Annotated in this window: 23 protein-coding genes; 20 read left to right on the top strand and 3 right to left on the bottom strand. The window is 68.8% G+C overall.

Translation table 11 applies throughout. The features are described from left to right. The first annotated feature begins 60 nt into the window (after positions 1 to 60). Genes FNM00_RS03590 through FNM00_RS03570 form a run of 5 tightly spaced genes read left to right on the top strand, consistent with a single transcriptional unit; the run spans position 61 to position 5,526 of the window. Positions 61 to 1,620 (top strand): serine/threonine-protein kinase, encoded by a 1,560-nt coding sequence (locus tag FNM00_RS03590; protein ID WP_185972950.1) that lies wholly within the window; start codon positions 61 to 63, stop codon positions 1,618 to 1,620. Beyond that, positions 1,617 to 2,537 carry a hypothetical protein gene (locus FNM00_RS03585; RefSeq protein ID WP_143911643.1) on the top strand — a complete coding sequence of 307 codons (921 nt, stop codon included), beginning with the start codon at positions 1,617 to 1,619 and terminating at the stop codon, positions 2,535 to 2,537. Before FNM00_RS03590 ends, FNM00_RS03585 begins: the two co-directional genes overlap by 4 nt. Before the next feature lie 57 nt (positions 2,538 to 2,594). Continuing rightward, complete coding sequence (locus FNM00_RS03580; RefSeq protein ID WP_143911642.1) at positions 2,595 to 3,797, top strand: cysteine desulfurase family protein; 1,203 nt, start codon at positions 2,595 to 2,597, stop codon at positions 3,795 to 3,797. Continuing rightward, entirely contained in the window at positions 3,794 to 4,897 is a 1,104-nt protein-coding gene (gene mnmA / locus FNM00_RS03575) for a tRNA 2-thiouridine(34) synthase MnmA (protein WP_143911641.1), read from the top strand. Before FNM00_RS03580 ends, mnmA begins: the two co-directional genes overlap by 4 nt. Beyond that, complete coding sequence (locus FNM00_RS03570; protein WP_143911640.1) at positions 4,894 to 5,526, top strand: hypothetical protein; 633 nt, start codon at positions 4,894 to 4,896, stop codon at positions 5,524 to 5,526. Before mnmA ends, FNM00_RS03570 begins: the two co-directional genes overlap by 4 nt. A 5-nt stretch (positions 5,527 to 5,531) precedes the next feature. Here the strand turns inward: FNM00_RS03570 and FNM00_RS03565 are convergent, their stop codons facing one another. Continuing rightward, positions 5,532 to 6,059: a GNAT family N-acetyltransferase gene (locus FNM00_RS03565; RefSeq protein ID WP_221933567.1), complete on the bottom strand. Its 528-nt coding sequence runs from the start codon at positions 6,057 to 6,059 to the stop codon at positions 5,532 to 5,534. 41 nt (positions 6,060 to 6,100) lie between these two features. On the opposite strand from FNM00_RS03565, the gene FNM00_RS03560 reads away from it, so the two are divergent. The 5 genes from FNM00_RS03560 (at position 6,101) to gatB (ending at position 12,917) form a co-directional block, all read left to right on the top strand. Further along, positions 6,101 to 7,033, top strand: coding sequence for a uroporphyrinogen decarboxylase/cobalamine-independent methonine synthase family protein (locus FNM00_RS03560; protein WP_143911639.1), 933 nt, complete (start codon positions 6,101 to 6,103; stop codon positions 7,031 to 7,033). 165 nt (positions 7,034 to 7,198) lie between these two features. Continuing rightward, the gene (ligA, locus tag FNM00_RS03555) at positions 7,199 to 9,613 is read left to right on the top strand and encodes an NAD-dependent DNA ligase LigA (protein ID WP_143911638.1); all 2,415 of its coding nucleotides are present in this window, start codon (positions 7,199 to 7,201) and stop codon (positions 9,611 to 9,613) included. A gap of 39 nt (positions 9,614 to 9,652) precedes the next feature. Beyond that, positions 9,653 to 9,955, top strand: coding sequence for an Asp-tRNA(Asn)/Glu-tRNA(Gln) amidotransferase subunit GatC (gene gatC, locus FNM00_RS03550; RefSeq protein ID WP_143911637.1), 303 nt, complete (start codon positions 9,653 to 9,655; stop codon positions 9,953 to 9,955). After that, positions 9,952 to 11,430 (top strand): Asp-tRNA(Asn)/Glu-tRNA(Gln) amidotransferase subunit GatA, encoded by a 1,479-nt coding sequence (gatA, locus tag FNM00_RS03545; protein ID WP_143911636.1) that lies wholly within the window; start codon positions 9,952 to 9,954, stop codon positions 11,428 to 11,430. The genes gatC and gatA overlap by 4 nt, the downstream gene beginning before the upstream one ends. After that, positions 11,427 to 12,917, top strand: coding sequence for an Asp-tRNA(Asn)/Glu-tRNA(Gln) amidotransferase subunit GatB (gene gatB, locus FNM00_RS03540; protein WP_143911635.1), 1,491 nt, complete (start codon positions 11,427 to 11,429; stop codon positions 12,915 to 12,917). Before gatA ends, gatB begins: the two co-directional genes overlap by 4 nt. A 124-nt stretch (positions 12,918 to 13,041) precedes the next feature. Here gatB and FNM00_RS03535 read toward each other — a convergent pair whose 3' ends face one another. Beyond that, entirely contained in the window at positions 13,042 to 13,926 is an 885-nt protein-coding gene (locus FNM00_RS03535; protein ID WP_143911634.1) for an alpha/beta fold hydrolase, read from the bottom strand. Between the two features lie 137 nt (positions 13,927 to 14,063). Between FNM00_RS03535 and FNM00_RS03530 the strand changes: the two genes are divergently transcribed. Continuing rightward, entirely contained in the window at positions 14,064 to 15,059 is a 996-nt protein-coding gene (locus FNM00_RS03530) for a patatin-like phospholipase family protein (RefSeq protein ID WP_143911633.1), read from the top strand. 10 nt (positions 15,060 to 15,069) lie between these two features. On the opposite strand, the gene FNM00_RS03525 is transcribed toward FNM00_RS03530, so the two are convergent. After that, positions 15,070 to 15,918 (bottom strand): ATP-grasp domain-containing protein, encoded by an 849-nt coding sequence (locus tag FNM00_RS03525; RefSeq protein WP_143911632.1) that lies wholly within the window; start codon positions 15,916 to 15,918, stop codon positions 15,070 to 15,072. Positions 15,919 to 15,986: 68 nt separating this feature from the next. Between FNM00_RS03525 and FNM00_RS03520 the strand changes: the two genes are divergently transcribed. From FNM00_RS03520 to FNM00_RS03480, 9 genes are all read left to right on the top strand, one after another. Further along, positions 15,987 to 16,601, top strand: coding sequence for a SatD family protein (locus tag FNM00_RS03520; RefSeq protein ID WP_143911631.1), 615 nt, complete (start codon positions 15,987 to 15,989; stop codon positions 16,599 to 16,601). Further along, positions 16,598 to 17,290: a hypothetical protein gene (locus FNM00_RS03515; RefSeq protein ID WP_143911630.1), complete on the top strand. Its 693-nt coding sequence runs from the start codon at positions 16,598 to 16,600 to the stop codon at positions 17,288 to 17,290. The genes FNM00_RS03520 and FNM00_RS03515 overlap by 4 nt, the downstream gene beginning before the upstream one ends. Positions 17,291 to 17,342: 52 nt before the next feature. Beyond that, positions 17,343 to 19,049, top strand: a complete 1,707-nt coding sequence (gene ilvD, locus FNM00_RS03510; protein ID WP_143911629.1) for a dihydroxy-acid dehydratase — start codon at positions 17,343 to 17,345, stop codon at positions 19,047 to 19,049. Between the two features lie 186 nt (positions 19,050 to 19,235). After that, entirely contained in the window at positions 19,236 to 20,042 is an 807-nt protein-coding gene (locus tag FNM00_RS03505) for an IclR family transcriptional regulator (RefSeq protein WP_143911628.1), read from the top strand. Beyond that, positions 20,042 to 20,914, top strand: a complete 873-nt coding sequence (locus FNM00_RS03500) for an ABC transporter permease (RefSeq protein ID WP_143911627.1) — start codon at positions 20,042 to 20,044, stop codon at positions 20,912 to 20,914. Before FNM00_RS03505 ends, FNM00_RS03500 begins: the two co-directional genes overlap by 1 nt. Positions 20,915 to 20,916: 2 nt before the next feature. Continuing rightward, on the top strand, positions 20,917 to 21,720 hold the full coding sequence (locus tag FNM00_RS03495; RefSeq protein WP_143911626.1) for an ABC transporter ATP-binding protein: 804 nt from the start codon (positions 20,917 to 20,919) through the stop codon (positions 21,718 to 21,720). Next, positions 21,717 to 22,526, top strand: a complete 810-nt coding sequence (locus tag FNM00_RS03490; protein WP_143911625.1) for an alpha/beta fold hydrolase — start codon at positions 21,717 to 21,719, stop codon at positions 22,524 to 22,526. The genes FNM00_RS03495 and FNM00_RS03490 overlap by 4 nt, the downstream gene beginning before the upstream one ends. A 3-nt stretch (positions 22,527 to 22,529) precedes the next feature. After that, a complete protein-coding gene (locus FNM00_RS03485) occupies positions 22,530 to 23,030 on the top strand; it encodes a (2Fe-2S)-binding protein (protein WP_143911624.1) in 501 nt (166 codons plus the stop codon). Next, entirely contained in the window at positions 23,027 to 25,015 is a 1,989-nt protein-coding gene (locus tag FNM00_RS03480; protein WP_143911623.1) for a molybdopterin cofactor-binding domain-containing protein, read from the top strand. The genes FNM00_RS03485 and FNM00_RS03480 overlap by 4 nt, the downstream gene beginning before the upstream one ends. Positions 25,016 to 25,074: the final 59 nt, after the last annotated feature.

Raw genomic sequence — 25,074 nt, 5'->3', positions numbered from 1 at the left:
GGGAGGGCGCGACTGACCGTCGTGCCCGAGACCGCGCAGGCGACGAGGGGAGGCGATGGGATGTCCGAGGCCCGCCCCTTGCGCACCACCACTCCCGTCGCGCCGGCCGCCGGTCGCTTCGAGCTGATCTCGCGGATCGGCGCGGGCAACCATGGCGTGGTGTTCCGCGCCCGCGATCGCCAGCTCGGCCGTGAGGTGGCGATCAAACGCTTCTCGCACTTCCTGGCCGACGACCCGCGGGCCATGCGCCGCATCACCCGGGAGGTCGAGACCTTGGCACGGGTCTCGCACCCCAATGTGGTCACCGTCCACGACCTGGTCCATCTTCCCGATGGCGACGGCGAGATCACGCCACACCTCGTGATGGAGCTCGCCGAGGGCACGTCGTTGCGCGACATCCTGGCCGCCTACGGCCCGAGCACGCGGTCGGTGCTGGTCGTCCGCGGCGTGCTGCAAGGCCTCGCGGCGTGCCATGCGGCCGGGATCCTGCACCTGGACATCAAACCCGCCAATGTCCTGGTGACCGAGCGCGGCGGGGTCAAGATCGTCGACTTCGGCATCGCGCGGGCTGCCTCCGACGCCACGGCCACGATCGCGGGAACCCCGCACTACATGGCGCCCGAACAGGCCGAGGGCCGGGTCGACGAGCGCAGCGACGTCTACTCGGTCGGCTGCCTGCTGTACGAATGCCTCACCGGGCGGCCGCCCTTCGAGGGCACGATGGCCGCGCAGTTGATGGCCCACCGCCACCAGCCGCGGCCGGACCCGCGGCACGTCGTCCCCGGCCTCCCGGACGGGTTGGCGCAGGTCGTGATGCGGGCGATGGCGGTCGACCCCCATCAGCGGTTCTCGGGCGTACCGGAGATGCTCGGTGCACTGGCCGCCGAGCCCGTGCCCTCCACCGAGGCGGTGACGCCGGCCCCGCAGGCGACGATCGGCACCCCCGCCGCACGCTCCGCGTCGTCGCGGCCCCAGTCACCGGCTGCCCACCCGCCGGAGCATGCCCGTGGGTCCGGTGTGACCTCATGGAGCCGGCTGACGACCTTCACCTCAGGTCTGGTCATGAGCGCTTTCGCGGTCGTCGCGATCACCACGGCGGCCGGCCTGGTGGGCGATCTCGCTCCTGCCGAGTACCGGCCGGCGTCGATGGCCTCCGCCGGACCCGTGTGGTGGATGGCCGCCGTGACGATCGCCCTGCTGTGCCTGCTGGTGCGACGCCGTGACTTCTTCGCGCGGCTGGCGGGACCCGAGATCGGTGCGGAGCGGCCCGAGACGCTCGTGGGCCCGTCGACCCGTTCGGGGGTGTGGATGGCGGCCCGGGCCGGTCTGCGGGGCGGCTCGATCCTGCTCCTCGGCTGGTACGTGGCCGGGCTCGCCGAGCTGGCGCGGGCCATCGACCTGTCCTGGCCCGCCGATGTCTTCTCGTCCGCCTGGTCGACCATCTGGGTGCTGCTGCCACTGCTCGCGCTCGTCCTCCTCTGGCGGTCGATCAGCGGGCTGCGGGCCAGCTTCGGTGCCGTCGCCCTCTCGTTCCTGTGCGTGTGCGGTGCGGGGCTCGCGATCCTGGTCTTCCTGGCGGTGCCCGAGGTTGCCGGATCGAGCCTATGGTTGATCGGGTGACCTCGGTTCATCGGTTTCTGCCCCTCGTGGCCGCCGCGATGACGATCGGACTCGGCGGGTGCGCGTTGTTCGGCGTGCCGACCGAGGACACCTATCCCGATGACTACGAGCAGGCGATCATCGATCTGCTGGACGACTCGGCGATCGTCGTCGACCATGGCGCGCAGGTGGACGGCTGGGAACGGGCTGCCAATGTCCCGGACCGCGTCGCCGTGGTCGACCTCGCGGAGGAGACCGACCCCGAGCAGCTGCACGGTCTGCTGAGCGAGCTTGCCGCCCTCGCCGATCAGCACAGCGAGGAGGTGCCGCCGATGGCGTACGGCGCCCCCTTCGCCAGCGTGACCATCGCCGGAACGTACCGGCCCGACGAGGTGGAGCAGGTGCTGGAGACGGTCGCCGGCGGAGCGTGGTCGTCGATCGCCGTGTGGGCTCGCGGGGACGACCCCGTGATCCAGCTGCGCGGGAAAGCTCAGAGCGCGGAGGAAGGGGAGAGGCTCGCGACATCGGTGCTGCCCGACTACGTGGCCGACCATCTGACGAGCGAGCGCATCGAGCTCCCCGAGGGACAGGTCGTGTCCAGGCTCGAGGGCGTGGACGGACCGGTCGCGCCGCGAGCGGTCGCGCTCGCCTTCGAGCTGGGCCCTGTCGCCGAGGACCTGCCGTCACCCGAGGACCGGCTGGGTATCGCATTATCGACGGAGCACGAGGGCGGACGGCCGGCCGTCATGGTCCGGACCTCGGTGGAGTCCGATGAGCTGCGATCCGCCGACCCCGATGACCGCCCCGCTCTCGCCGAGCGGCTCGGCCACCGTGAGGTGTGTGATCGGATCGCCCGGCTGGCCGAACGGCACCTAGCCTCAGTCGACCACCGGACGAGTTGTACGGCGATGCACGTCGAGATCGGTCGCAAGCCCTAGGCCATCGCACGATGTCGGCGGAGGCGGCGTCGCCGGGGCGAGTACCCTGGAACGGCCATGTCCGCTGTCACCCCTCGCGCCTACTTCGACCACGCCGCGACGACGCCCATGTACCCCGAGGCCCTCGAGGTCATGACGCGCGAGCTCGCTCGCGTGGGCAATGCGTCGTCCCTGCATGCCTCGGGGCGGGAGGCCCGCCGTGTCGTGGAGGAGTCACGGGAACGCATCGCCGAGCGGCTCGGCGGACGACCCTCGGAGGTCGTGTTCACCTCCGGCGGAACCGAGGCCAACAATCTCGCGATCAAGGGCCTCTACTGGGCCCGACGCACTGAGGCCCGCCGACGGGTGCTGTTCAGCTCGATCGAGCATCACGCGCTCCTCGATCCGGTCACATGGCTCGCGGCCCACGAGGGAGCGCGCATCGAGGTCACCCCGGTGGATCGCGAGGGACGCGTGCGGTTGGACGAGCTGCGGGCGGCGATCGAGGCCGACCCGAGCGACATCACGGCCGTCACCACGATGTGGGCCAACAACGAGATGGGCACGATCCAGCCGATCGGCGAGGTCGTCGAGCTCGCCGCCCAGTACGACATCCCCGTGCACTCCGATGCGGTACAGGCTGCCGGCTACGTGCCGCTCGACTTCGGGGCGAGCGGACTGGACGCGATGACGGTGACCGCGCACAAGCTGGGCGGTCCGGTCGGCGTCGGCGCCCTGCTGATGAAGCGCGAACTGACGCCGACGCCGCTGCTGCACGGCGGGGGACAGGAGCGCGACGTGCGCTCCGGCACGATCGGCGTCGCCCTCATCGCCGCCTTCGCCACTGCGCTCGATCTCACCGTCGAGCACCAGGCCGAGCAGGCCGCGCGCATCGAGCGGCTGCGGGCGCGGCTCGTCGAGGGCATCACCCGACTCGTCCCCGATGCCGTGGTCAACGGCGATCCGCTCGCCGGGGACGACCATCGTCTGCCCACTATCGTCCACGTCACCTTCCCCGGATGCGAGGGAGACGCGCTCCTCATGCTGCTCGACGCCCAGGGGGTCGAGGTCTCGACCGGCTCCGCGTGCGCCGCGGGGGTGCCGCAGCCGAGCCACGTCCTGCTCGCGATGGGCTTCGACGAGGCCGCGGCCCGTGGCTCCCTGCGGTTCAGCCTCGGTCACACCAGCACCGATGCCGATGTCGATCGACTGCTCGAGGTGCTGCCGGCGGCGCACGAACGAGCGCGCGCCGCACGACTGGTCAGAGGCGGTGCTCGATGAGGGTCATCGCCGCGATGTCCGGCGGCGTCGACTCGGCAGTCGCCGCCGCGCGTGCCGTCGAGGCCGGACATGACGTTACGGGCGTCCATCTCGCGCTGAGCCGCAATCCGCGCTCCTACCGCTCCGGAGCCCGCGGCTGCTGCTCGATCGAGGACGCCGGCGATGCGCGCCGCGCCGCCGATGCCATCGGCATCCCCTTCTACACCTGGGACATGAGCGACGAGTTCGCCGACGAGGTCGTCGAGGACTTCATCGCCGAGTACACCGCGGGTCGCACCCCCAACCCTTGCCTGCGCTGCAACGAGAAGATCAAGTTCGCCGCCGTGCTCGACCGGGCGATGGCCCTCGGCTTCGACGCGGTCGCCACCGGACACTACGCGCAGCTGCATACCGCTGCCGACGGCACCATCGAGATGCATCGCGCCGTCGACCAGGGCAAGGACCAGTCCTATGTGCTGGGTGTGCTGACCCAGGAGCAGCTGCGGCACTCGATCTTCCCGCTCGGCGGTGACACCAAGGATGTCGTGCGCGCCGAGGCCGAGCGGCGCGGCCTTCAGGTCGCGCACAAGCCCGACAGCCATGACATCTGCTTCATCGCCGACGGCGACAACGCCGGCTGGCTGAGCGAGAAGCTCGGCCCCAAGCCCGGCGCGATCGTCGACGAGTCCGGTGCGGTGCTGCGTGAGCACGAGGGCGCCTATCAGTTCACGATCGGCCAGCGTCGCGGCCTCCGCCTCGGGATGCCGGCGGACGACGGCAAGCCGCGTTTCGTGCTCGACATCGAGCCGGTGAGCGGCACGGTCACGGTCGGTCCGCGTGAGCATCTGCTCGTCGACGGACTCGAATGCCTCAAGCCGTTGTGGTGCGGGACCGCGCCAGGGGGGGAGCTGGAGTGCACGGTGCAGCTGCGCGCCCACGGCTCAGAGCATCGTGCCCGGGTACGGGTCGGTGCCGACGGCTCGTCGATCGAGGTCGCGCTACTCGACGCGGCCGAGGGCATCGCTCCCGGTCAGGCCTGCGTGATCTACGACGGCACCCGGGTGGTCGGGTCGGGCACGATCGCCCGGACTCATCGTTCGACGACCGAGGTCTCGGCGTGACCGAGCTGCGGGTACCGCCCGAGGAAGCTCGTCGCATCGTCCGCCTGAACACCGTCTACATCCTCTGTCTGGGGCCGTTGTTCGTCCTGCCTTTGATTCCCTCGGGCCTGTTGTTGCCCGGCGGTTCGATCGCCCTGGTCCTGGCGTCCGTCGGACTCCTCTACGTCTCGGCGGTCCTCGCCACCCGATGGCTCGCCTTCCGTTTCGTGAGACGTAGCGGCGTGTGCTTCGGCGACGGCAGCTATCGGATCGGCAGGCTCGTCGGCGCCGACCGTGTCTACCGCGCGGACGAGCTGAGCCTGGCTGTGCTTGCCGAGCAGTTCAGCCTGGGCGTGATGCGACCGGCTCTCCACCTGATCGTCGCGGGGCAGAAAGGTCCTGCGCTCCTTCTGGTGAGTCAGATGTTCACCGTCGACCAGCTCGAGGAGCTCGCCGCCGACCTCTGGCGGAATGGAGTCGCCGTGGAGCGGGCCAGTCAGCCCCTCACCGCGGCGGCTCTGCGGCGACGAGACCCGCGGCTCATCCACTGGTGGCGCGCCCACCCGGTGATCTTCGCTCTGCTGCTCATGGTGGCGGCGGTCTTCATCCTGTTCTTCGCGCTGTTCGTGGTCATTCTCGCGTTCATCTGAACACGTCAGGACAGCGGCCGTTCCAGGACGAGGTCGTCCTCGATGCGCGCGCCGACCGCGAAGCGTCGCGTTCCGATCGCCTCGAATCCCTGCCTGGCGTAGAAGCGCTGTGCGCGGAGGTTGAGGCCGTTGACGCCCAGCCAGATGCTGGCGGCGCCGTGCTCGCGAGCCCAGGACACCGTGTGCTCGATCAGCTGCGCCGAGACTCCCGATCCGTGGAACTCCGGTGCGGCATAGCACTTGCTGAGCTCGACCGTCGGTCGGTGACGGACGAGGGCGGCGATAGCGGCATCGTAGGGATCCCCGGACACGATCATGACGTATCCCGCCAGTTCACCGGCCTCGTCGGCGACGAAGACCGTGCGGGCCGGATCGGCGAGGTGGTCCCCGAAGCGGTCGGCGGTGAGGTGCGCGGCGATGAAGGCGTCGATGTCTTCGGCCGGCAGATGCGGGGGGCAGGCCAGGGGGAAGGTTCGTGCCGCCAGGGCGGCGAGGCGGTCGAGGTCGGCCGGTACGGCGGTCCGGATCGTCACGCGCCGAGCGTAGCCAGTCCGCCGTCGGGGACAATGGGCGCATGCGTGCCACGGGAGTCGGATCGATGCCGGGAGAGGACTATCGCGAGGCCATCAAGATGGTCACCGGTGTGCTCGACGACCTCGTGTTCGTTCCTGAGCTCCCCGATCGGGGGGCTCAGGCCGGGATGATCGGCCGGACGCTCGGACTCGTCACGGAACTGGCGGTCGACCTGCAGCCCGCCGGGTGGCGGCTCGCGTCCGGCGGCGGAGTCGATCATCGCCGCGCCGCATCGCTGCTGAACCATGACCTCGATCTCCTGGAAGAGGAGCTGCAGGAGCACGAGGGCACGCTCAAACAGCAGATCACCGGCCCGCTGACCTTGGCCGCGACGGTCGCGCTGCCGCGCGGCGAGCGCGTGCTGGCCGACCACGGAGCCCGGCGCGACCTGGCCGGGGCGCTCGCTGCCGGCGTCGGTGAACATCTGGCCGGGCTGCGGCGCCGATTCCCCCGCCATGATCTGGTCGTGCAGATCGACGAGCCCGGAATCACCTCGGTCCTGCGAGGCGCGGTGCCGACCACGAGCGGATTCGGCAGGTACCGCACGGTCCACCCGCCCGAGGCCGATGCGCTGCTGCGTCTCCTGGTCGAGGTCATCGAGGATGCAGGCGCCCGGCCAGTGGTGCACTGCTGTGCGGACGACCTCCCCGTGGCACTGCTCGCCGGAACCGGCGCCGGGGCCATCGCCTTCGATCTCGCGCTCGCCGGCGCGGACGATGCGTGGGCCGAGGCCTTCGAGTCGGGGGTGGATCTGTGGCCCGGAGGGCTCGATCCGAGGGCCGTCGAGGACTTCATGCGTCGCCTCGGCTACGAGCCCGCCTCCTATACCGATCGCATGGTGGTGACGCCGTCGTGCGGCCTCGCCGGCCAGACCCCGGGTGAGGCTCGCCGTTCCCTCGAGCGCGTCCAGACGATCGCCACCAGCCTCTCCTGACCTGCAGTGGGGCGGTAGGCCATCGCCCCTTCGTCATCGACGGCGGTAGCTGGTCAACCTCATGGCGGCACGATGAGGTTGCTGGTGTACCCCCACAGGCGGGGGAACGCGGTGTAGTGGATATCTGCTCCGGTGACCGTCGGTGCGCGGCGCTACTGTCGTGCCATGGCCTCCGACGCAGCGGACCTTCCCGACCTCAGCCTGGACGAAGCTCGCGACGAAGCTCGTACCCTCGCCGAACGTATCGACGAGGCGCGCGACGCGTACTACAGCCGCGACACGTCCCTCGTCGACGACGCCACCTTCGACGGCTGGATGCGCCGCCTCGAGGAGATCGAGCGCATGCACCCGGAGTTGCAAGGTCAGGACTCGCCCACGCAGCGGGTGGGCGCCCCGACCGACTCCGCGCTCGCCCCGGTCGAGCACGCGGAGCGCATGCTCAGCCTCGACAATGTCTTCACCACAGATGAACTGCGCGACTGGTGCGTCAAGACCCAACAGGCCGCCGGCCGTGCGGTGGCCTGGCTGACCGAGGTCAAGATCGACGGTCTGGCCATCTCGCTGCGCTACGAGAACGGGGCGCTCACGTCCGCGGCGACGCGTGGCGACGGCCGTATCGGCGAGGACGTCACGATCAACGCGCTGCGCGTCGCCGGGATCCCCGAGTATCTCGACGGCGAGGGGCACCCGCCCATCGTGGAGGTACGCGGCGAGGTCTTCATCAAGGTCGCGGCATTCGAGCGGCTCAATGCGTTGCAGGCCGAACTCCGCGAACGTGCCTACGTCGAGTCGCGCGACCGCTGGGAGGCCCGTCCCGCCGCCAGCCGCAAGCCCTTCGACGAGGAGCGGGTCCGCACGAGCGCGGCGCGTCGTTTCCCCGCCTTCGCCAATCCCCGCAACGCCGCCAGCGGAGGCCTGCGTCAGCAGCTCGACAAGAAGACCGGTCTGGAGCACGAGGCCGGGGTGGAGAGGATCGCCGCGCTCTCGCTGTACGTGCACGGCATCGGCGCGTGGGAGACGCCGCCGGTCGCCGCGCAGAGCGAGGTCTACGATCTGCTCGCCGCATGGGGCCTGCCCACCAGCCCGCACTCGCGGGTGTACACCTCGATCGACGACGTCCTAGCCCGAGTCGAGGAGCTGGGCGAGAACCGGCACTCGATCGAGCACGAGATCGACGGTCTCGTGGTCAAGGTCGATGAGCTGGCTCTGCATCCCGAGTTGGGTGAGACGAGTCGCGCCCCGCGGTGGGCGATCGCCTACAAGTACCCGCCGGAGGAGGTGCAGACCAGGCTGCTCGACATCGTCGTCTCGGTCGGCCGCACCGGCCGGGCGACGCCCTTCGCGGTGATGGAGCCGGTGCGCGTCGCGGGCAGCGTCGTGCGTCAGGCGACCTTGCACAATCAGGAGGTCGTCAAGTCCAAGGGCGTGCTGATCGGCGACATGGTCGTGCTGCGCAAGGCCGGCGATGTGATCCCCGAGGTGCTCGGTCCGGTCGTCGAACGCCGCGACGGCAGTGAGTACGCCTTCGAGATGCCCGCCGACTGTCCCGAGTGCGGCACCGCGCTGCGGCCGATGAAGGAGGGCGATATCGACCTGCGGTGCCCCAATGCGCGCTCCTGCCCCGCACAGGTGCGCGGCAGGGTGGAGCATGTCGGATCCCGTGGTGCGCTCGATATCGAGGCGCTCGGGGAGGTGACGGCCGCGGCGCTCACTCAGCCGTCGGTGCCCGCCGAGCCGCCGCTGGTCACCGAGGCGGCGTTGTTCGAGCTGACGATGGACCAGCTGGTCCCCATCGAGGTGGTCGTCCGCGATGCCGAGACCGGCGAGCCTCGGGTCGACGACCGCACCGGTCAGCCGGTACGCCGAGCGCCGTTCCAGCGGGTCGAGCTGACCTATCCGCCCGGATATGAGGAGAGTTCGGCCGCCGAGCGCCGCAAGGCCGGCGTGCGCAAGGACTACCGCAAGGTGCTGCCCTCGGCGCAGGCCGAGAAGCTGCTCGATGAGCTCGAGAAGGCCAAGGCCAAGGACTTCTGGCGCCAGCTCGTCGCCTTGAGCATTCGCCATGTCGGGCCTGTCGCGGCCCGGGCGCTGGCGCAGCACTTCGGTTCGATCGAGGCGATCCGGGAGGCCACGCGTGAGGACCTGGCCGCGGTCGACGGCGTGGGCGGCATCATCGCCGATGCGGTGATCGATTGGTTCGAGGTCGACTGGCACCGCGAGATCGTCGAACGCTGGAAGACCGCCGGTGTCCAGTTCGCGATCCCGGGGCATCCCGGTCCCGGAGCCGCGGCCGAGGGCGGGGGAGTGCTCGACGGCGTCACGGTGGTCGCCACCGGGTCGCTGGAGGGCTTCAGCCGTGACGGCGCCAAGGAGGCGATCATTGCGGCGGGCGGTAAGGCGGCCTCGAGCGTCAGCAAGAAGACCGACTTCGTGGCAGCCGGACCGGGTGCGGGCTCCAAGCTGGCCAAGGCCGAGGAACTCGGCGTGCGCATCATCGACGCCGAGCAGTTCGCCCTCCTCGTGGCCGAAGGCCCCGATGCCCTCGGCCCCGCTCCCGAGCCCGAGGCCCCCACCGACTGACCGGCTGGTGCGGGAGGGGCTGCCTCTAGGATGGAGGGCATGTCGTCTTCTGCGATCTCTCGTGACGACGTCGCCCACCTCGCGAGCCTGGCTCGCATCGACCTGTCCGATGACGAACTCGACCGTCTGGGCGCTGAACTGCCCGCGATCCTCGAGCACGTCAAGGTCGTTCAGCAGGTGGCCGGCGACGACGTCCCCGCGATGAGCCACCCCATTCCCGTGACCAATGTGCTGCGCGCCGACGAGGTGTGCGCCGGGCTCACTCCCGAGCAGGCCCTGTCCGGCGCCCCCGATGCCGATGAGCAGCGCTTCAGCGTCCCGCAGATCCTGGGAGAAGAATGACCACCGATCTCACCACTGCCTCGGCGGCGGCCATCGCCGACGCGCTCGCCGGCGGCGAGGCGACCTCCGTCGAGGTCACTCAGGCCCACCTGGATCGGATCGCAGCCGTCGACGACCGGCTGAACGCGTTCCTGCACGTCGACGCCGAGGGCGCGCTCGCCACGGCCGCCGAGGTCGACGCGCGCCGCGCGGACGGTGCCGAGCTACCGGCCCTCGCGGGCGTCCCGATCGCCGTCAAGGACCTCATCAACACCACCGGTCAGCCCACGACGGCCGGGTCGAAGATGCTCGAGGGCTGGATCCCTCCGTACGACGCTACTGTCGTCGGACGTCTGCGCGCCGCCGGTCTGCCGATCCTCGGCAAGACCAATCTCGACGAGTTCGCGATGGGCTCGTCCAATGAGCACTCCGCCTACGGGCCGGCTCGCAACCCGTGGGACACCTCGCGCATCCCGGGCGGTTCCAGCGGCGGTTCGGCCGCCGCGGTCGCCGGCTATGAGGCCCCACTCGCCCTCGGCACCGACACCGGCGGCTCGATCCGTCAGCCGGGCGCCATGACCGGCATCGTCGGCGTCAAGCCGACCTACGGCGGGGTGTCGCGCTACGGCGTCATCGCGATGGCGAGCAGCCTCGATCAGGTCGGCCCGATGGCCCGCACCGTGCTCGATGCGGCGCTGTTGCACGAGGTCGTCGCGGGTCACGACCCGATGGACTCCACCAGCATCGAGCGTCCCGTCCCGCCCGTCGTCGAGGCAGCACGTCGTGGCGACGTGGCGGGGCTTCGTGTCGGCGTGATCCGCGAACTGGGCGGCGAGGGCTTCCAGCCTGGTGTCCAGGCCGCCTTCGATCGCGCCGTCGAGCAGCTGTCCCAGGCGGGTGCCGAGATCGTCGAGGTGAGCTGCCCCAGCTTCGCGCATGGCATCGCCGCGTACTACCTCGTGATGCCCAGCGAGGTCAGCAGCAACCTCGCCCGCTTCGACGCGATGCGTTACGGCCTGCGCACCGTCCCGCATGAGGGCGCGAGTGCCGAGCAGGTCATGGCGGCGAGCCGCGATGCCGGTTTCGGCGATGAGGTCAAGCGTCGCATCATCCTGGGCACGTACGCGCTGTCCAGCGGTTATTACGACGCCTACTACGGCTCGGCGCAGAAGGTGCGCACGCTCATCGCCCGCGACTTCGAGTCCGCCTTCGAGCAGGTCGACGTCCTGGTCTCGCCGACCACGCCCACCACGGCCTGGAAGCTCGGTGAGAAGTCCGATGACCCGCTCTCGATGTACCTCGAGGACATCGCGACGATCCCCGCCAACCTCGCCGGTGTGCCGGGCCTGAGCCTGCCCGTCGGGCTGGCCGACGACTCGGGTCTTCCGGTCGGTGTGCAGTTCCTGGCGCCGGCCATGGCCGATGACCGTCTGTACAACGCCGCGGCCGCGCTGGAGCGCCTCGTCGACACCCCGAAGCTGGAGGAGGTCCGATGACCACGATGGTTGCCTTCGAGGATGCCCTCACGCGCTACGAGCCCGTCATGGGCCTCGAGGTCCATGTCGAGCTCAACACCGCGACCAAGATGTTCTGTGGCTGCGCGACGACCTTCGGTGCCGAGCCCAACACACAGGTGTGCCCGGTGTGCCTCGGTCTGCCCGGTGCACTGCCGGTCGTCAACGCCAAGGGGGTCGAGTCGGCCATCCGCATCGGCCTCGCGCTGAACTGCGAGATCGCCGAGTGGTGCCGCTTCGCGCGGAAGAACTACTTCTATCCGGACATGCCGAAGAACTTCCAGACCTCGCAGTACGACGAGCCGATCGCCTTCGACGGCTATGTCGACCTGGAGGTCGAGGGCGAGGTCTATCGGATCGAGATCGAGCGCGCGCACATGGAGGAGGACACTGGCAAGTCGCTGCACGTCGGTGGCGCTACCGGTCGCATCCACGGTGCCTCGCACTCGCTGCTGGACTACAACCGCGCGGGCATCCCGCTGATCGAAATCGTCACCAAGACCATCGAGGTGCCCGGCGACAAGGCACCCGCCGTGGCGCGCGCGTATGTCAACTACCTGCGCGACCTGATGGTGGCTCTCGATGTCTCCGACGCCCGCATGGACCAGGGCTCGCTGCGCGCCGATGTCAACCTGTCGCTCAAGCCCACCGGCTCGGACGTGCTCGGCACTCGTAGCGAGACCAAGAACGTCAACTCGTTCCGTTCCGTCGAGCGCGCTGTGCGGTACGAGGTCGGTCGTCACGCGGGCATCCTCGACGCCGGGGAGAAGGTCGTACAGGAGACGCGGCACTTCCACGAGGCCGACGGCAGCACCTCTGCCGGCCGCGAGAAGTCCGATGCCGAGGACTACCGGTACTTCCCGGAGCCCGATCTCGCGCCGGTCGCGCCCTCGCGCGAGTGGGTCGAGGAGCTGCGTCAGACCCTGCCGGAGCCGCCGGCCGAGCGTCGCAAGCGCCTCCAGACCGAATGGGGCTTCTCCGATCTCGACATGCGCGACACGGTAGGTGCGGGCGCGCTCGACCTCGTCGCGGCCACGATCGAGGCCGGCACGAGCCCCGCGGCGGCCAAGAAGTGGTGGCTCGGCGAGCTCGCCCGTCGCTCGAACGAGACCGGCACCGAGATCGCCGACTTGGGCATCTCTCCCCAGCAGGTCGCCGAGATCCAGGGGCTCATCGACGCGGGCCGCATCAATGACAAGCTGGCTCGGTCGGTCTTCGACGGGGTGCTGGCGGGGGAGGGGACTCCCGAGGAGGTCGTGGCCGGCCGAGGTCTGGAGGTCGTCTCCGATGAGGGCGCGCTGAGCGAGGCCGTCGACCAGGCGATCTCCGACAATCCGGACGTGGCGGACAAGATCCGCGGCGGCAAGGTGCAGGCGGCCGGTGCTCTGATCGGGGCGGTCATGAAGCAGATGCGCGGCCAGGCCGACGCGGGCCGCGTTCGCGAGCTCATCCTGGAGAAGCTCTCCTAGGCCGACGCACGATGTGATTCTGTGGTTGCCCCAGCGACCACAGAATCACATCGTGCGTCAGGGGCGGACGAAGGATGTGTTTCCGCGGCAGTCATAGCGACCACAGATGCACATCCTCCGTCGGTCACCCTCGCCTGAGATCGGCGAGGAAGTCGTGCAGGGACTCGGTGACGTAGTCGGGGAACTCCACACCGATGAAGTGCGTCGCGTTGATCTCGTCGTAGGCGGCGTGCGCGATCCGGTCCGCGGCCGTCTTGACGTAGCGCGCGCCGACCAGCAGATCGCGTCGGCCGGCGAGGAACCGCACCGGATAGTCGATCGCCGAGAGCGAGATGCGTTGGTGGTCCTTCACGCTCAGGGCCAGATGGGCGTACCAGCGCGGATGGGTCGTGCGGAACTCGTGCAGGAGCGCCTGAAGCTCCTCCAGGTCCGCGGCGGGATCGATGAGTCGGGTCCGGCGCAGAACCCGTGAGGCCAGGGGCACGACAGGCAGGTCGCGGGTCAGCGGCTCGACGAGCGGCCCGAATCGGCGGGCGGTGTGGCTCAAGGCCACCACCATGCGACGGGCGATGAAAGGCGGCACGCGCAGCGGCGCGAGGGTGGTCGAGAAGGTGTCGCCGGGAACGCCGGCGATCGCGTAGATGCCCTCGACCCGATCGGGGAAGCGCCGGGCGAGCTCGAAGGCGACGGTCACCCCGGCCGACCAGGCCAGCACCGGGGCTCGTTCGAGGCCGAAAGCGTCCAGGGTCGCCACGGCGTCCTCGACGAAGGCGTCCAGATTCACCCGGCGCTTGGCGACGCGTCCGCCTCCGCCCGTGCCGCGGTGATTCCATGACACCACGTGGACCCCGCAGTCCTCGCGCAACAGTCCCGGCCAGGCGAAGGGATTGGTGCCCAGGCCGTTCGAGAGCAGCACCGAGGGGCCGGCGACATCATTGGTCCACGCTCGGATCCGGGTCCCGTCCTGGCTGTCGATGTCGACATAGCGCAGGGTCTCGTGAGAGATCACGGCCCTGAGTGTAGTCCTGGTTTACAGCCCGGAGTGGACTTCTGGGAACGGGGTGGTCCGCCAAGTGGTGCAATCTTGACCACTCGCGGATCTGGCCATGCGCTGTCGCATCGGCGCGAGCGACGTAGGTTGTCCCCATGGCGAGCGAACGTGTCACCGATCTGGTGCTCGAGGGAGGCGGGGTCAAGGGCATCGCTCTGGTGGGGGCGGCCGTTGCGCTCTCCGACCACGAGTACCGCTTCGCCCGGGTCGCCGGGTCATCGGCGGGGGCGGTGGTGGGCGCGATCATCGTCGCGATGCAGCAGCGCGGCGAGTCGATGAGTCGGGTCGACGATGTCATGCGCACGGTGAACTATCGCGCGATGCTCGACCGACGGGCGATCGGCCGAGGACTGGCCTGGTGGCCCAATGCCGCGAACGCCTGGGGTGTGCTGTTCCATCTCGGGGCGCACCGCGGCGCGTACCTGCAGCAGTGGCTCGCCGGAGTGCTCGGCGACCTGGGGGTGCGCTCCTTCGGCGATCTGCGGCTGGACGATCCCGAGTCCTGTCTTCCGCCGGAGCGCGCCTACCGGTTGGTCGTCACCGCCAGCGATCTCTCACGTCAGCGCGTGATGTACCTGCCCTGGGACCTTCCGCGCTACGGACGAAGCGCCGACTCCTATCCGGTGGCGCGAGCGGTGCGCGCCTCATCGGCCATCCCCTTCCTCTTCGAGCCCGTGCGGGTCAAGTCGCGTTTCGGCACGGTCACGCTCGCCGATGGATCGCTGCTGCGCAGCTACCCCATCGATGCCTTCGACCGTACCGACGGCCGTCCGAGCCGCTGGCCGACGATCGGCGTCCGGCTCAGCTCACCGGCGGGGGAGCGGGCGAAGGCCAAGCCGGTGACCGGACCGTTGTCGCTGCTCACGAACCTGGTCTTCACCACCGTCGACTCCACGCAGGTACGACACGTGAGCGACCCGGTCGACGCCGATCGGAGCATCTTCGCCAAGCCCAAGGGAGTGCGCTGGACCGACTTCGACCTCACCGCTGTTCAGCAGCAGTCGCTCTACGAGGCGGGGTACGCAGCGGCCGAGCGCTGGATGCGCCAGCATCCCGGAGGCTGGCCGCGCGTGGAGAAGAGCGCGGACTGACCGTCGCGCGTCACCCGGCCACCCGACGGAGAACGGCGTCGGCGAGACGGTCGGCGGCGCCGCCGGCATGCGGCAGGAAGAGCGATGGTTCGGTCAGCTCGAGCTCGAGAAGCAGTTGGCGGCCCGATGCGTCCTCGACGAGGTCGATCCGCGCGTACAACGGGTCGAGACCGCGATCCCGACAGATGCCGAGGACGCGCTCGGCGGCGTCGTGGTGCGCGGGCTCCGGTGTCGTCGCCACGACGCTCTCCGCACGTGTCGGCTCTGTGCCGGCGGCGGAGTCCTGGGTCAGGCGCGGCCCCTTGACGATCGCGTGCGAGAACCTGCCTTCGATATAGATCATCGCGGTCTCGCCCTGAGCGTCGACCGACGCGATGTAGGGCTGGACCATGGCGGTCCGGCCCGCATCCTGCAAGGCACGACTGTGGGCGACGGCATCATCGGGCATCGCCCACCGCGCCGTGTCGGCGGAGCCCGCTGAGACCGATGGCTTCACCACCCATTCCAAGGCTGCGGGCAGCTCCTCCGTGGTGCGGACATCCCAGTGCGTCGGCACTACGTCGATGCCGGCATCGGCCAGATCGCGCAGATACGTCTTGTCGGTGTTCCACCGCAGGATGTCGGCAGTATTCTGCAGGTGCGGAATCCGTTCGGCCCAGGCCAGGAACGCCTCCCGTCGTTCGATGTAGTTCCAGCACGAGCGCACCAGCGTGACGGCGACATCGTCCCAGCGGGCCTGGGGATCGTCCCAGTAGCGGATCACCGTCTCCACGCCATGCTGGGAGAGCGCATCGACGAGTAGCGGCAGGTCGGCATCGATGGTGTCGTAGGGGTGGGCAGAGGCCAGCGCGACGATCATGGTCGACACGGTAACGCTGATATGCGTCAAAAAGAAGCGGATAGCTGATTCTATGGCATTATCAGCATATGGCTGTTGCAATCATCGGCGATCTCGTCGAGTCCCGCGCCTGGGACGATCGCGGTGCCCTGCACCGCGCCGTGCTGCAGGCGTGTGCCGTCACGGCCGAGCTGGTGCCCGGGGCGGTGCAAGCTCTCGAGCCCACGATAGGCGACGAGCTCCAGGCGGTCTATCCCGATGTCGCGACCGCGCTGGACGCGGCGATGATCCTTCGGCTGAGTCTGCCCCATCCGGCCGACTGTCGCGCCGGGATCGGCGTCGGTGACGTCGAGATCGTCGGACCCGGCGCCTATGGTCTGATCCAGGACGGCTCGGCCTGGTGGGCCGCCCGCGAGGCGCTCGAGGATGTCGAGCGTCAGGAGCGCCGCATCCGGGGCCTGCGCACACGTGTGTGGGCGGCCGACGGATACGAGAAGGGGGAGTTCGTGAACGCCTACGCCGTCTGTCGCGATCACATCGTGAGCGACCTCGACGAACGGCAGCGCCGGTTGGTGCTCGGGCTCCTGCGTGGCCACACGCAGGAGGAGCTGGCCGAGCAGGAGGGCATCACCCAGTCGGCCGTGTCGCAGAGCCTGCGTCGCAGTGGAGCGCTCGCCCTCAAGGACGCCTGGGGCCGGCCGTGATCGTCGTCGCCCTGCTCCTGGCCTCCGTGGGTGCGGCCGATCTCGTCCGCCGGCCCGCCGGAGGCCGGTTGCGGACCGTGGAGCTTCCTTTCCTCATGGCTTTGGCCGTCTACGTGCTCGGTGGTGCGATGCTCGGCCTGGAGCGGTCCGGCATCTGGACGCTGCTCCCCGCGATGGCCATCGTCATGCTCTGGCTCACGTCCCAACGTCGCCAGGGTGTCTGGGGCCCTCTGGCCCTGGCCGCGGGACTCGCTGTCGCCCTCCTCTTCGGACAGCACGTACCGCGCACGGAGGCACCCATCGGTTCCTGGTACGCCGATCTGGAGATACCGGCGATCGAGACCCTGGACCTCGACACCGCGGTGCTGGGGCTGGGCGTCGTGCTCTTCCTGCTGCAATCGGCCAATGTGGTCGTACGAGCGGTGCTGCGCCGGGCCGGGCCCGCGGTCCTGGACGAGGAGCGCGAGCTCCAGGGCGGTCGAATCCTCGGCCCGATCGAGCGCGTGTTCATCTTCGCGATGGCGCTCGCGGGGCAATACGCGGCCGTCGCCGCCGTCATGGCGGCCAAAGGGGTGCTGCGGTTCCCCGAGATCTCGCGCGACCCGGGCGACGGCACACGTGCCGAGTACGTGCTGGTCGGCAGCTTCGTCAGCTGGGCGCTCGCCTTCGCGACCGTCCCGTTCTTCTGACTCCGCGATAACCCCGCGCCGTTCTGCCGGAGGCGAGTCGTACGCTTTTCCCATGACCTCTTCCGACTCCACTCCCGCGGACCAGATCGACATCAAGCCCCGTAGCCGGACGGTTACCGACGGTATCGAGGCGACCGCCTCGCGCGGCATGCTCCGCGCGGTAGGGATGGGCGACGACGACTGGGTCAAGCCGCAGATCGGCGTGGCGTCGAGCTGGAATGAGATCACCCCCTGCAATCTGTCGCTCGACCGCCTCGCGAAGGCGTCCAAGGAGGGCGTGCACGCCGGCGGCGGCTACCCGCTCGAGTTCGGCACGATCAGCGTCTCCGACGGCATCTCGATGGGCCACGAGGGTATGCACTTCTCGCTCGTGAGTCGCGAGGTCATCGCCGACTCGGTCGAGACCGTGATGATGGCCGAGCGGCTCGACGGATCGGTGCTGCTGGCCGGCTGCGACAAGAGTCTGCCGGGCATGTTGATGGCCGCTGCCCGTCTCGATCTCGCGAGTGTCTTCCTCTACGCCGGGTCGATCATGCCGGGCAAGGTCGACGGCGAGGATGTCACGCTGATCGACGGTTTCGAGGGTGTCGGCGCCTGTATGAAGGGTCTGATCTCCCGCGAGCAGCTGGACAAGATCGAGCGCAACATCTGCCCCGGCGAGGGTGCCTGTGGCGGCATGTACACCGCCAATACGATGGCCTCGGTCGCCGAGGCGCTCGGCATGAGCCTGCCGGGTTCGGCCGCGCCGCCGGCGATCGACCGCCGCCGCGACGGCTTCGCACAGGAGTCCGGCAAGGCCGTCGTGGAGCTGCTCCGCAAGGGCATCACGGCTCGCCAGATCATGACCCGCGAGGCCTTTGAGAACGCCATCGCCATCGTCATGGCCCTCGGTGGCTCCACCAATGCCGTGCTGCACCTGCTGGCGATCGCGCGTGAGGCCGAGGTCGACCTCACGCTCGAGGACTTCAACCGCATCGGCGACAAGGTCCCGCATCTCGGCGATCTCAAGCCCTTCGGCAAGTACGTCATGTACGACGTCGATCAGAAGGGCGGTATCCCGGTCGTCATGAAGGCGCTGCTGGACGCGGGCCTGATGAACGGCGACACCCTCACGGTCACCGGCAAGACGATGGCCGAGAACCTCAGCGACCTCGGCCTCGATGGCAAGGTCGACGGCAGCGTCATCCGCCCGCTCTCCGAGCCCATCCACCGCACCGGCGGCATCACGGTGCTCAAGGGCTCGCTGGCCCCCGAGGGCGCGGTCGTCAAGAGCGCCGGCTTCGACTCCGATGTCTTCCGTGGCACCGCCCGCGTCTTCGACGGCGAGCGCGCGGCCATGGATGCGCTGGAGGACGGCACGATCGTGGCGGGCGACGTGGTCGTCATCCGCTACGAGGGTCCCAAGGGCGGTCCCGGCATGCGTGAGATGCTCGCGATCACGGGTGCCATCAAGGGCGCCGGCCTCGGCAAGGACGTGCTGCTGCTGACCGATGGACGCTTCTCCGGCGGCACCACCGGCCTGTGTGTCGGCCACGTGGCGCCCGAGGCGGTCGACGGTGGTCCGATCGCGTTCGTCCGCGATGGCGACATCGTCGAGCTCGACATGGCCAATCGCACGCTCGAGGTCGAGATCGACGCCGACGAGTTCGAGCGTCGCCAGCAGGGCTGGGAGCCCAACCCGCCGCGGTACACCACGGGCGTGCTCGCCAAGTACGCGAAGCTCGTCTCCTCGGCAGCCGACGGCGCCGTCTGCGGATAGCTCGTTCGAGTCGCCTGACATGGCGGGGTCCTCACCCGCTTCTGACAGCACCACCAGGTCCGTCCTGGTGGTGCTGTCTTTTTTGCTGCCATTCCGAGCCGTACGAGCGACTCAAGGCCACCTCTTCTAGGGCAGGTCGACGCCGAAGGCTTGACTTTGAAACTGTGTTCCAGTTCACTGTGTGACATGAAACATAGTTCCGAACCAGTGTTGTTGGTCACTCGCACACTCGACATCCTGGAAGCTCTGGCCCGATCAGGAGCCCCGACGGCGCTGACAGAGCTGTCGGAACAGGTGGCGTCCCCGAAGGCCACCACGCACCGGATCCTCGCCTCACTGCAAGCGCGCGGCTACGTGAGCCAAGATGCGTCCACAGGGCGGTACTCGGCGGGGGTGCGATGCTTCGAGCTGGGAAGCCTCTGGGCACAGAATCTGGACCTGCGCGCGGTCACCGCGCCGTACCTGAAGGCGCTCAACGAGCAGTCGCGCGAGACCGTGCATCTGGGGGTGTACGAACACGGCGATGTCATCTACATCGACCGCCTGGAAAGCCCGCAACAGGTCGTCGCCAAGTCGTATGTCGGACGTCGCTGTCCGGCCACCTGCGTTGCCACCGGCCGCGTCCTGCTGGCCTACAGTGATCACGACGAGATCGACCGGGTCCTCTCGGAGCCTCTGCCCGCGTACACCGACCGTTCCATCACCGATCCCGCCGAGCTCGGCGAGATGCTCACCGACGTGCGTGAACGCGGCTACGGCATCAACCAATGCAGCTACCGCGACGATGTCAGCGGCATCGCTGCTCCCATCCGGGATCACACCGGCCGTGTGGTCGCCTCGGTCGGTCTGTGCATGCCCGACCACCGCATGAGCCCGGACCGTATGGACGCTCTGCGTGACATGACGCTCGCGACGGCCGCCGACATCTCGCGTGCCCTGGGGGACCGGCGGTACTTCTCGACGCAGCTGACCACCGTTGGAGGGGAGTCCTGATGGCCATCCCGGAGGCGACGAAGCCCGACGAGGGGCTGGCTCCCGTGACCCGCAAGCCCGTGTGGCAGCGGCTCGCGGATCCCAAGATCGCGATCCTGCTCGTCCTCTTCCTGGTGGTCTGGCAGATCGCGGCCACCCTGGTCTCTGGCTATAACGTCCCGCCCATTCTCGACGTCGCCGAGCATCTGTGGGCGACCGTGACGAGCGCCGAAGGCCTGGAGAACCTGTTCACGACGCTGGCACGCGTCGGTTTCGGCCTCGTGTGCTCGTTCATCGTCGGCGTCGCCATCGGTCTGCTTACCGGCGCGAACGCTCTCGCGGCGGGCTACCTGCTGCCGATCGTCCGATTCGTGCAGGGGATCCCTTCGCTGTCCTGGGTCATCATCGCCGTCATCTGGTTCTCCAATGTCGAGCTGCGTGTCTGGTTCGTCATGCTGCTGGTGACGCTGCCCGGCTTCGCCCTGCAGACCTACGACTCCTATCGCGCCATTCCGGCGGAGCTGCGCGATATGGCGCGGTCATTCCGCCCGACGCGCTGGGCGCTCTTCCGCGAGGTGACCCTGCCGTCCATCACGCCGGGACTGTTCACCGCCTGGAAGGTGAACCTCGGACTCGGCATTCGCATGGTGCTGATCGCGGAGCTGGTCGGCGCCACCGTCGGAGTCGGTTCGCAGCTCCTGACCGCTCAGCAGCTCTTCGATATGGCCGCAGTCGTCTCATGGACCCTTCTCCTGGCCGTCTGCATGCTGATCCTGCAAGCGGCCATCGACGCCGTCGAGTCCTATGTGCTGCGCTATCGCGCCATTCCACAGGCGCCGGCCGCCAAGCTCTCCGCCCCCTCGGCCGAAGAGCCCGTCACGACGAAGGGATGACCATGACCACCTACGCTCCAGAGAACGACGCCATCATCGAGTTCGACCGCGTCGAGAAGACATTCCCGGGTCATCGTGCGGTCGAGAACCTGGACTTCACGATCAGCCGTGGCGAGCTGGTCTCCGTCGTCGGTGTCACCGGTTGCGGCAAGTCCACGATGTTCAACCTGACCCTCGGTCTGTTCGCGCCGACGCGAGGGACCGTCCAGGTGCAGGGGCACGACCCCTATACCGAATTCGACTGGTTCCGTCGCAAGGTCGCCGTCGTCTTCCAGGACGCCCGACTGCTGCCCTGGCGTACCGCGTTGCAGAACGTCTGCGTGGGGATGAAGTTCGCCGGCATCGAGAAGGAGCGCTGGGAACCGGTGGCCCGCGACTGGCTCGAACGGCTCGGACTGGCCGGCCGCGAGAATTCCTACCCGCACCAGCTTTCGGGCGGCCAGCGTCAGCGTGTGTCGCTCGCACGGGCCTTCGCGGTCGACCCCGAGCTGATCCTGTGCGACGAGTCCTTCTCGGCGCTGGACGAGATCACAGCGAAGGCGTTGCGCGCGGAGTTCGTGGAGTTGGTCCGCGCCGGCAACAAGACGGGGGTCGTCATCACCCACAACATCGCCGAGGCGCTCTCGCTGGGCAACCGTGTTCTGGTGATGCGTCCGCCCGGACATCTTGCCGACGATGTCCACCTCGATCCAGATGCCACTCAGGAGGACGTCGACGCGTTGCGGCAGCGGGTGCTGCGGGCGATGGACCCGGGCGGCGGTGACACCGTAGTGGGCACCCCGTCGGCGAAGGCGTCGAGCGCATGACCGACCGATTTGCTCGGTCACCCGACGGCACGATGCTCGGGTACGAGGTCGCCGGCGACCCCGCCCTGCCCACGCTGCTCCTGTTGCACAGCCTCGGCGCCGACCGTGGCATGTGGGGGCGATGCCGCGCCTTGCTGCAGGAGCAGTATCGGCTGATCCTGCCCGATACGCGGGGCCACGGATCGTCCGAAGCAGCCACGGAGCAGTCGGTGACGTCGTGGACCGAGGATCTCGTGGCGATCCTGGATGACGCGGACGCGGACCGGTGCACGGTGGTGGGAGTCTCGCTGGGCGGCATACAGGCGATCGTTCTCGCCGCACACCGTCCCGAGCGCGTACGAGGCATGGTCGTGGCCGACAGCTTTGTCGGTCTCGATGCCGATGTGGCTGTCGCGAAGATCGCGAGCTCGGTCGAGCAGGCCAGGACTCTGTCGATGCCGGCAGTCGCCGATCGGTACCTCGCGGACACGTTCCGCGAACCGTATCCGCCCGACGCCGAGGCCGTGCGTCGCGCGATCGCGCAGATGGACAGGGACAGCTACATCGCTGCCGTCGAGGCGTGTTTCGGGATCGACATCCGCGACCTCCTCGGCAGGATCGCCGCCCCGGCTCGCGTCGTGTGGGGAGATCGCGATCAGAAGACCCCGAGACCGCTTTCGGAGGAGATCGTCGCCGGTCTAGCGCGAGCCGATCTGGTGGTGCTGCCCGACGCCGGTCACCTGTCCAATGCCGACAATCCCGGCGATTTCGCCGCCGAAGTCCATGCATTCTGCGAGCAGCTCGATGCTGCCGCCGCGAAGGAGTAGAGGATGACCACGGATCAGTATGTCGGCCTCGAGGTCAACGGGGAGTGGCGGAACTGCGCGACATCTGCGCGCACCAGCTTGGCGGACTTCCTGCGTGACCAGCTGGGTCTCACCGGTACCCACCTGGGCTGTGAGCACGGTGTCTGCGGGGCCTGCACGGTATTGCTCAACGGCACGCCGATTCGCTCGTGCATCATGCTCGCCGCGCAGGCCGAGGGGCAGTCGGTCACGACGATCGAGGGACTGTCCGGTCCGCGGGGCGAGCTCAATGCCGTCCAAGATGCGTTCTGTGAGACCCACGCGCTGCAGTGCGGCTTCTGCACGCCGGGCATGGTCCTGGCCGTGCAGGCCTTGATCGACAGCAATCCCACCCCCAGCACCGAGGACATCGATGAGGCCATCGGCGGCAATATCTGCCGCTGCACCGGCTATGTGCAGATCCGCGAGGCCGTGGCCACTGTCGTCGCCGGTATCGCGGAGGAGGACAAGGTGAGCACGTCATGACGACGATCGATGAGCAAGCGCCCGACATGACGGTCACTCAGGAGAGTGTGGCCTCCGGGGTGCATGACGAACCCGGTCATCGATACCTGTCACAGCCCGGCCGTATCCGCGAGGACCGACGATTCGTCACCGGCAGCGGATGCTACGTCGCCGACATCACGCCGCCGGGCACGCTGCAGGTCGGCCTGGTGACCAGTCCGCATCCCCATGCCCGGATCGTGTCGATCGACACCGAGGAGGCCCTGAAGATCCCCGGCGTCGTCGCGGTGGTGACGGGCGCCGAGCTGGCGGCCGAGACGAACCCGTTGCGGCAGTATCTCGATGTTCCCGAGGTCCAATGGCGCCCGCTGGCTGTCGAGTCGACGCGGTACGCGGGCGAGTGGATCGCCGCCGTGGTGGCCGACTCCCGCGCCATCGCGGAGGACGGCGCCGAAGTGGTCGTGGTCGACTACGAACCTCTGCCGTTCGTCATGGACCCCGAGCATGCGGCGCAAGACGAGGCTCCACTCGTGCATCCCTCGCATGGCACCAATGTCATGGCGCAGCGTCGTTTCGTCTGGGGCGATGTCGATGCGGACCGCGCCCGTGCTGGTCGCTCCACCACCGTGACGACGCGCTGGAACCGCAACTCGACCGTGCCGCTGGAGACCTTCGGCGCCGTCGCGCAGTGGGACCAGCACCGGGATGTGCTCGATGTCTGGGCCTCGATCCAGATGCCGCAATTCCCCGACCAGGTGGCCGAGGCGCTGCGGATACCCAGCAACAGTGTGCGTGTCCACTTCGACGTCGACGTCGGCGGCAGCTATGGCGTCAAGCGAGGCATCAAACACGGCGTCCTCGCCGGATTCCTGGCCCGCCGGCTCGGCGTACCGGTCAAACTGATCGAGGACCGCAGCGAGAACATGCACGGCGGTGACTTCCACGGCCCGGACCGGTTGTTCGAGGTCGAGCTCTGGTACACCGCCGACGGCGAGTTCACCACGATCCGCATCGACGTGCTGGACGACGAGGGGGCCTACCCGGGCCGCTCGCCACTGCAGCTCGCGAAGCCGATCGGCGCGATCGTCGGCCCGTATCGGATACCGAGCGCGGCATACAACGCCACCGCGGTCACGACCAACAAGACCGGACAGGTCGCGGTTCGAGGCTTCGGCCAGTCGCCGACCAATTACGCGATCGAGGCTGCGGTCGACGCCGTCGCCCGGGATCTGGGCGTGGATCGGCTGGAGTTGAGGCGCCGGAACTTCATCGGACCCGACGAGTTCCCGTACCGGATCCCCAGCGGCACTGAGTACGACTCGGGCGATTACCCGGGCGTGCTCGACAAGGCCATCGAGATCTCGGACCTCACGTCGCTGCTGGCTGAACGCGACGACCTGCGCGCGCAAGGCCGTCTCGCAGGTATCGGCTTCGCTGCCTGCCTCGAGTATCAAGGCACAGCCAGCTTTCGTGAGCGCGATGACGTCGCCCATCGAGCCGTGATCGACGCCCGCGGCCGTGAGCAGAAAGGCAGCGGTTCGGCAAACGCTCTGATCACTGCCGAGCTCAAGCCGGCGGAGGGCGGCACGCTCGTCGACGTCGCCACCGAGCTGAATGTCTCGGGCCGGGCCGCCCAGTTCGGCCGCAGCCTGCTCGCCGAGGTCAGCAACACGATGGTCGATGAGTTCGTCCGTCGTCTCGAGGTCATGATCGGTGGCGGCGACGACAGCCCCTCTGTCTCCGGTCCGGAACCGTCGGCGGGGGGTTCGGGCAGCGGCGTGACGGGATCGGCCGCGCTCGCCCAGGACGACCTCGACGTCGTGCGCACGATCGCGCTGCCGATGCTGCGCAAGGGCCTCCCGGCGATCGCCGCCGCGTTGATCGCCGGTCTCATCGGGATGGTGGTCGGCCGCCGCCAGCGCCGCGTGGCCGGGCCAGGGCGAATTCCCGTGACCTACGTGTTGCCGTATCCCGAGGGACGGGAGCGAGCGAGCTTCCTGCCGTAGAGCCCATTCCCCGCCTTCCCCGAGCCCGAAGTTGATCCCATCGATAGAAACGAGAGCAG

The organism is Aeromicrobium piscarium (genome assembly GCF_007421815.1).
GTDB lineage: Bacteria > Actinomycetota > Actinomycetes > Propionibacteriales > Nocardioidaceae > Aeromicrobium > Aeromicrobium piscarium.
Note: the sequence above shows the minus strand (reverse complement) of the source record. Positions and strands in the feature narration are given on the sequence as shown.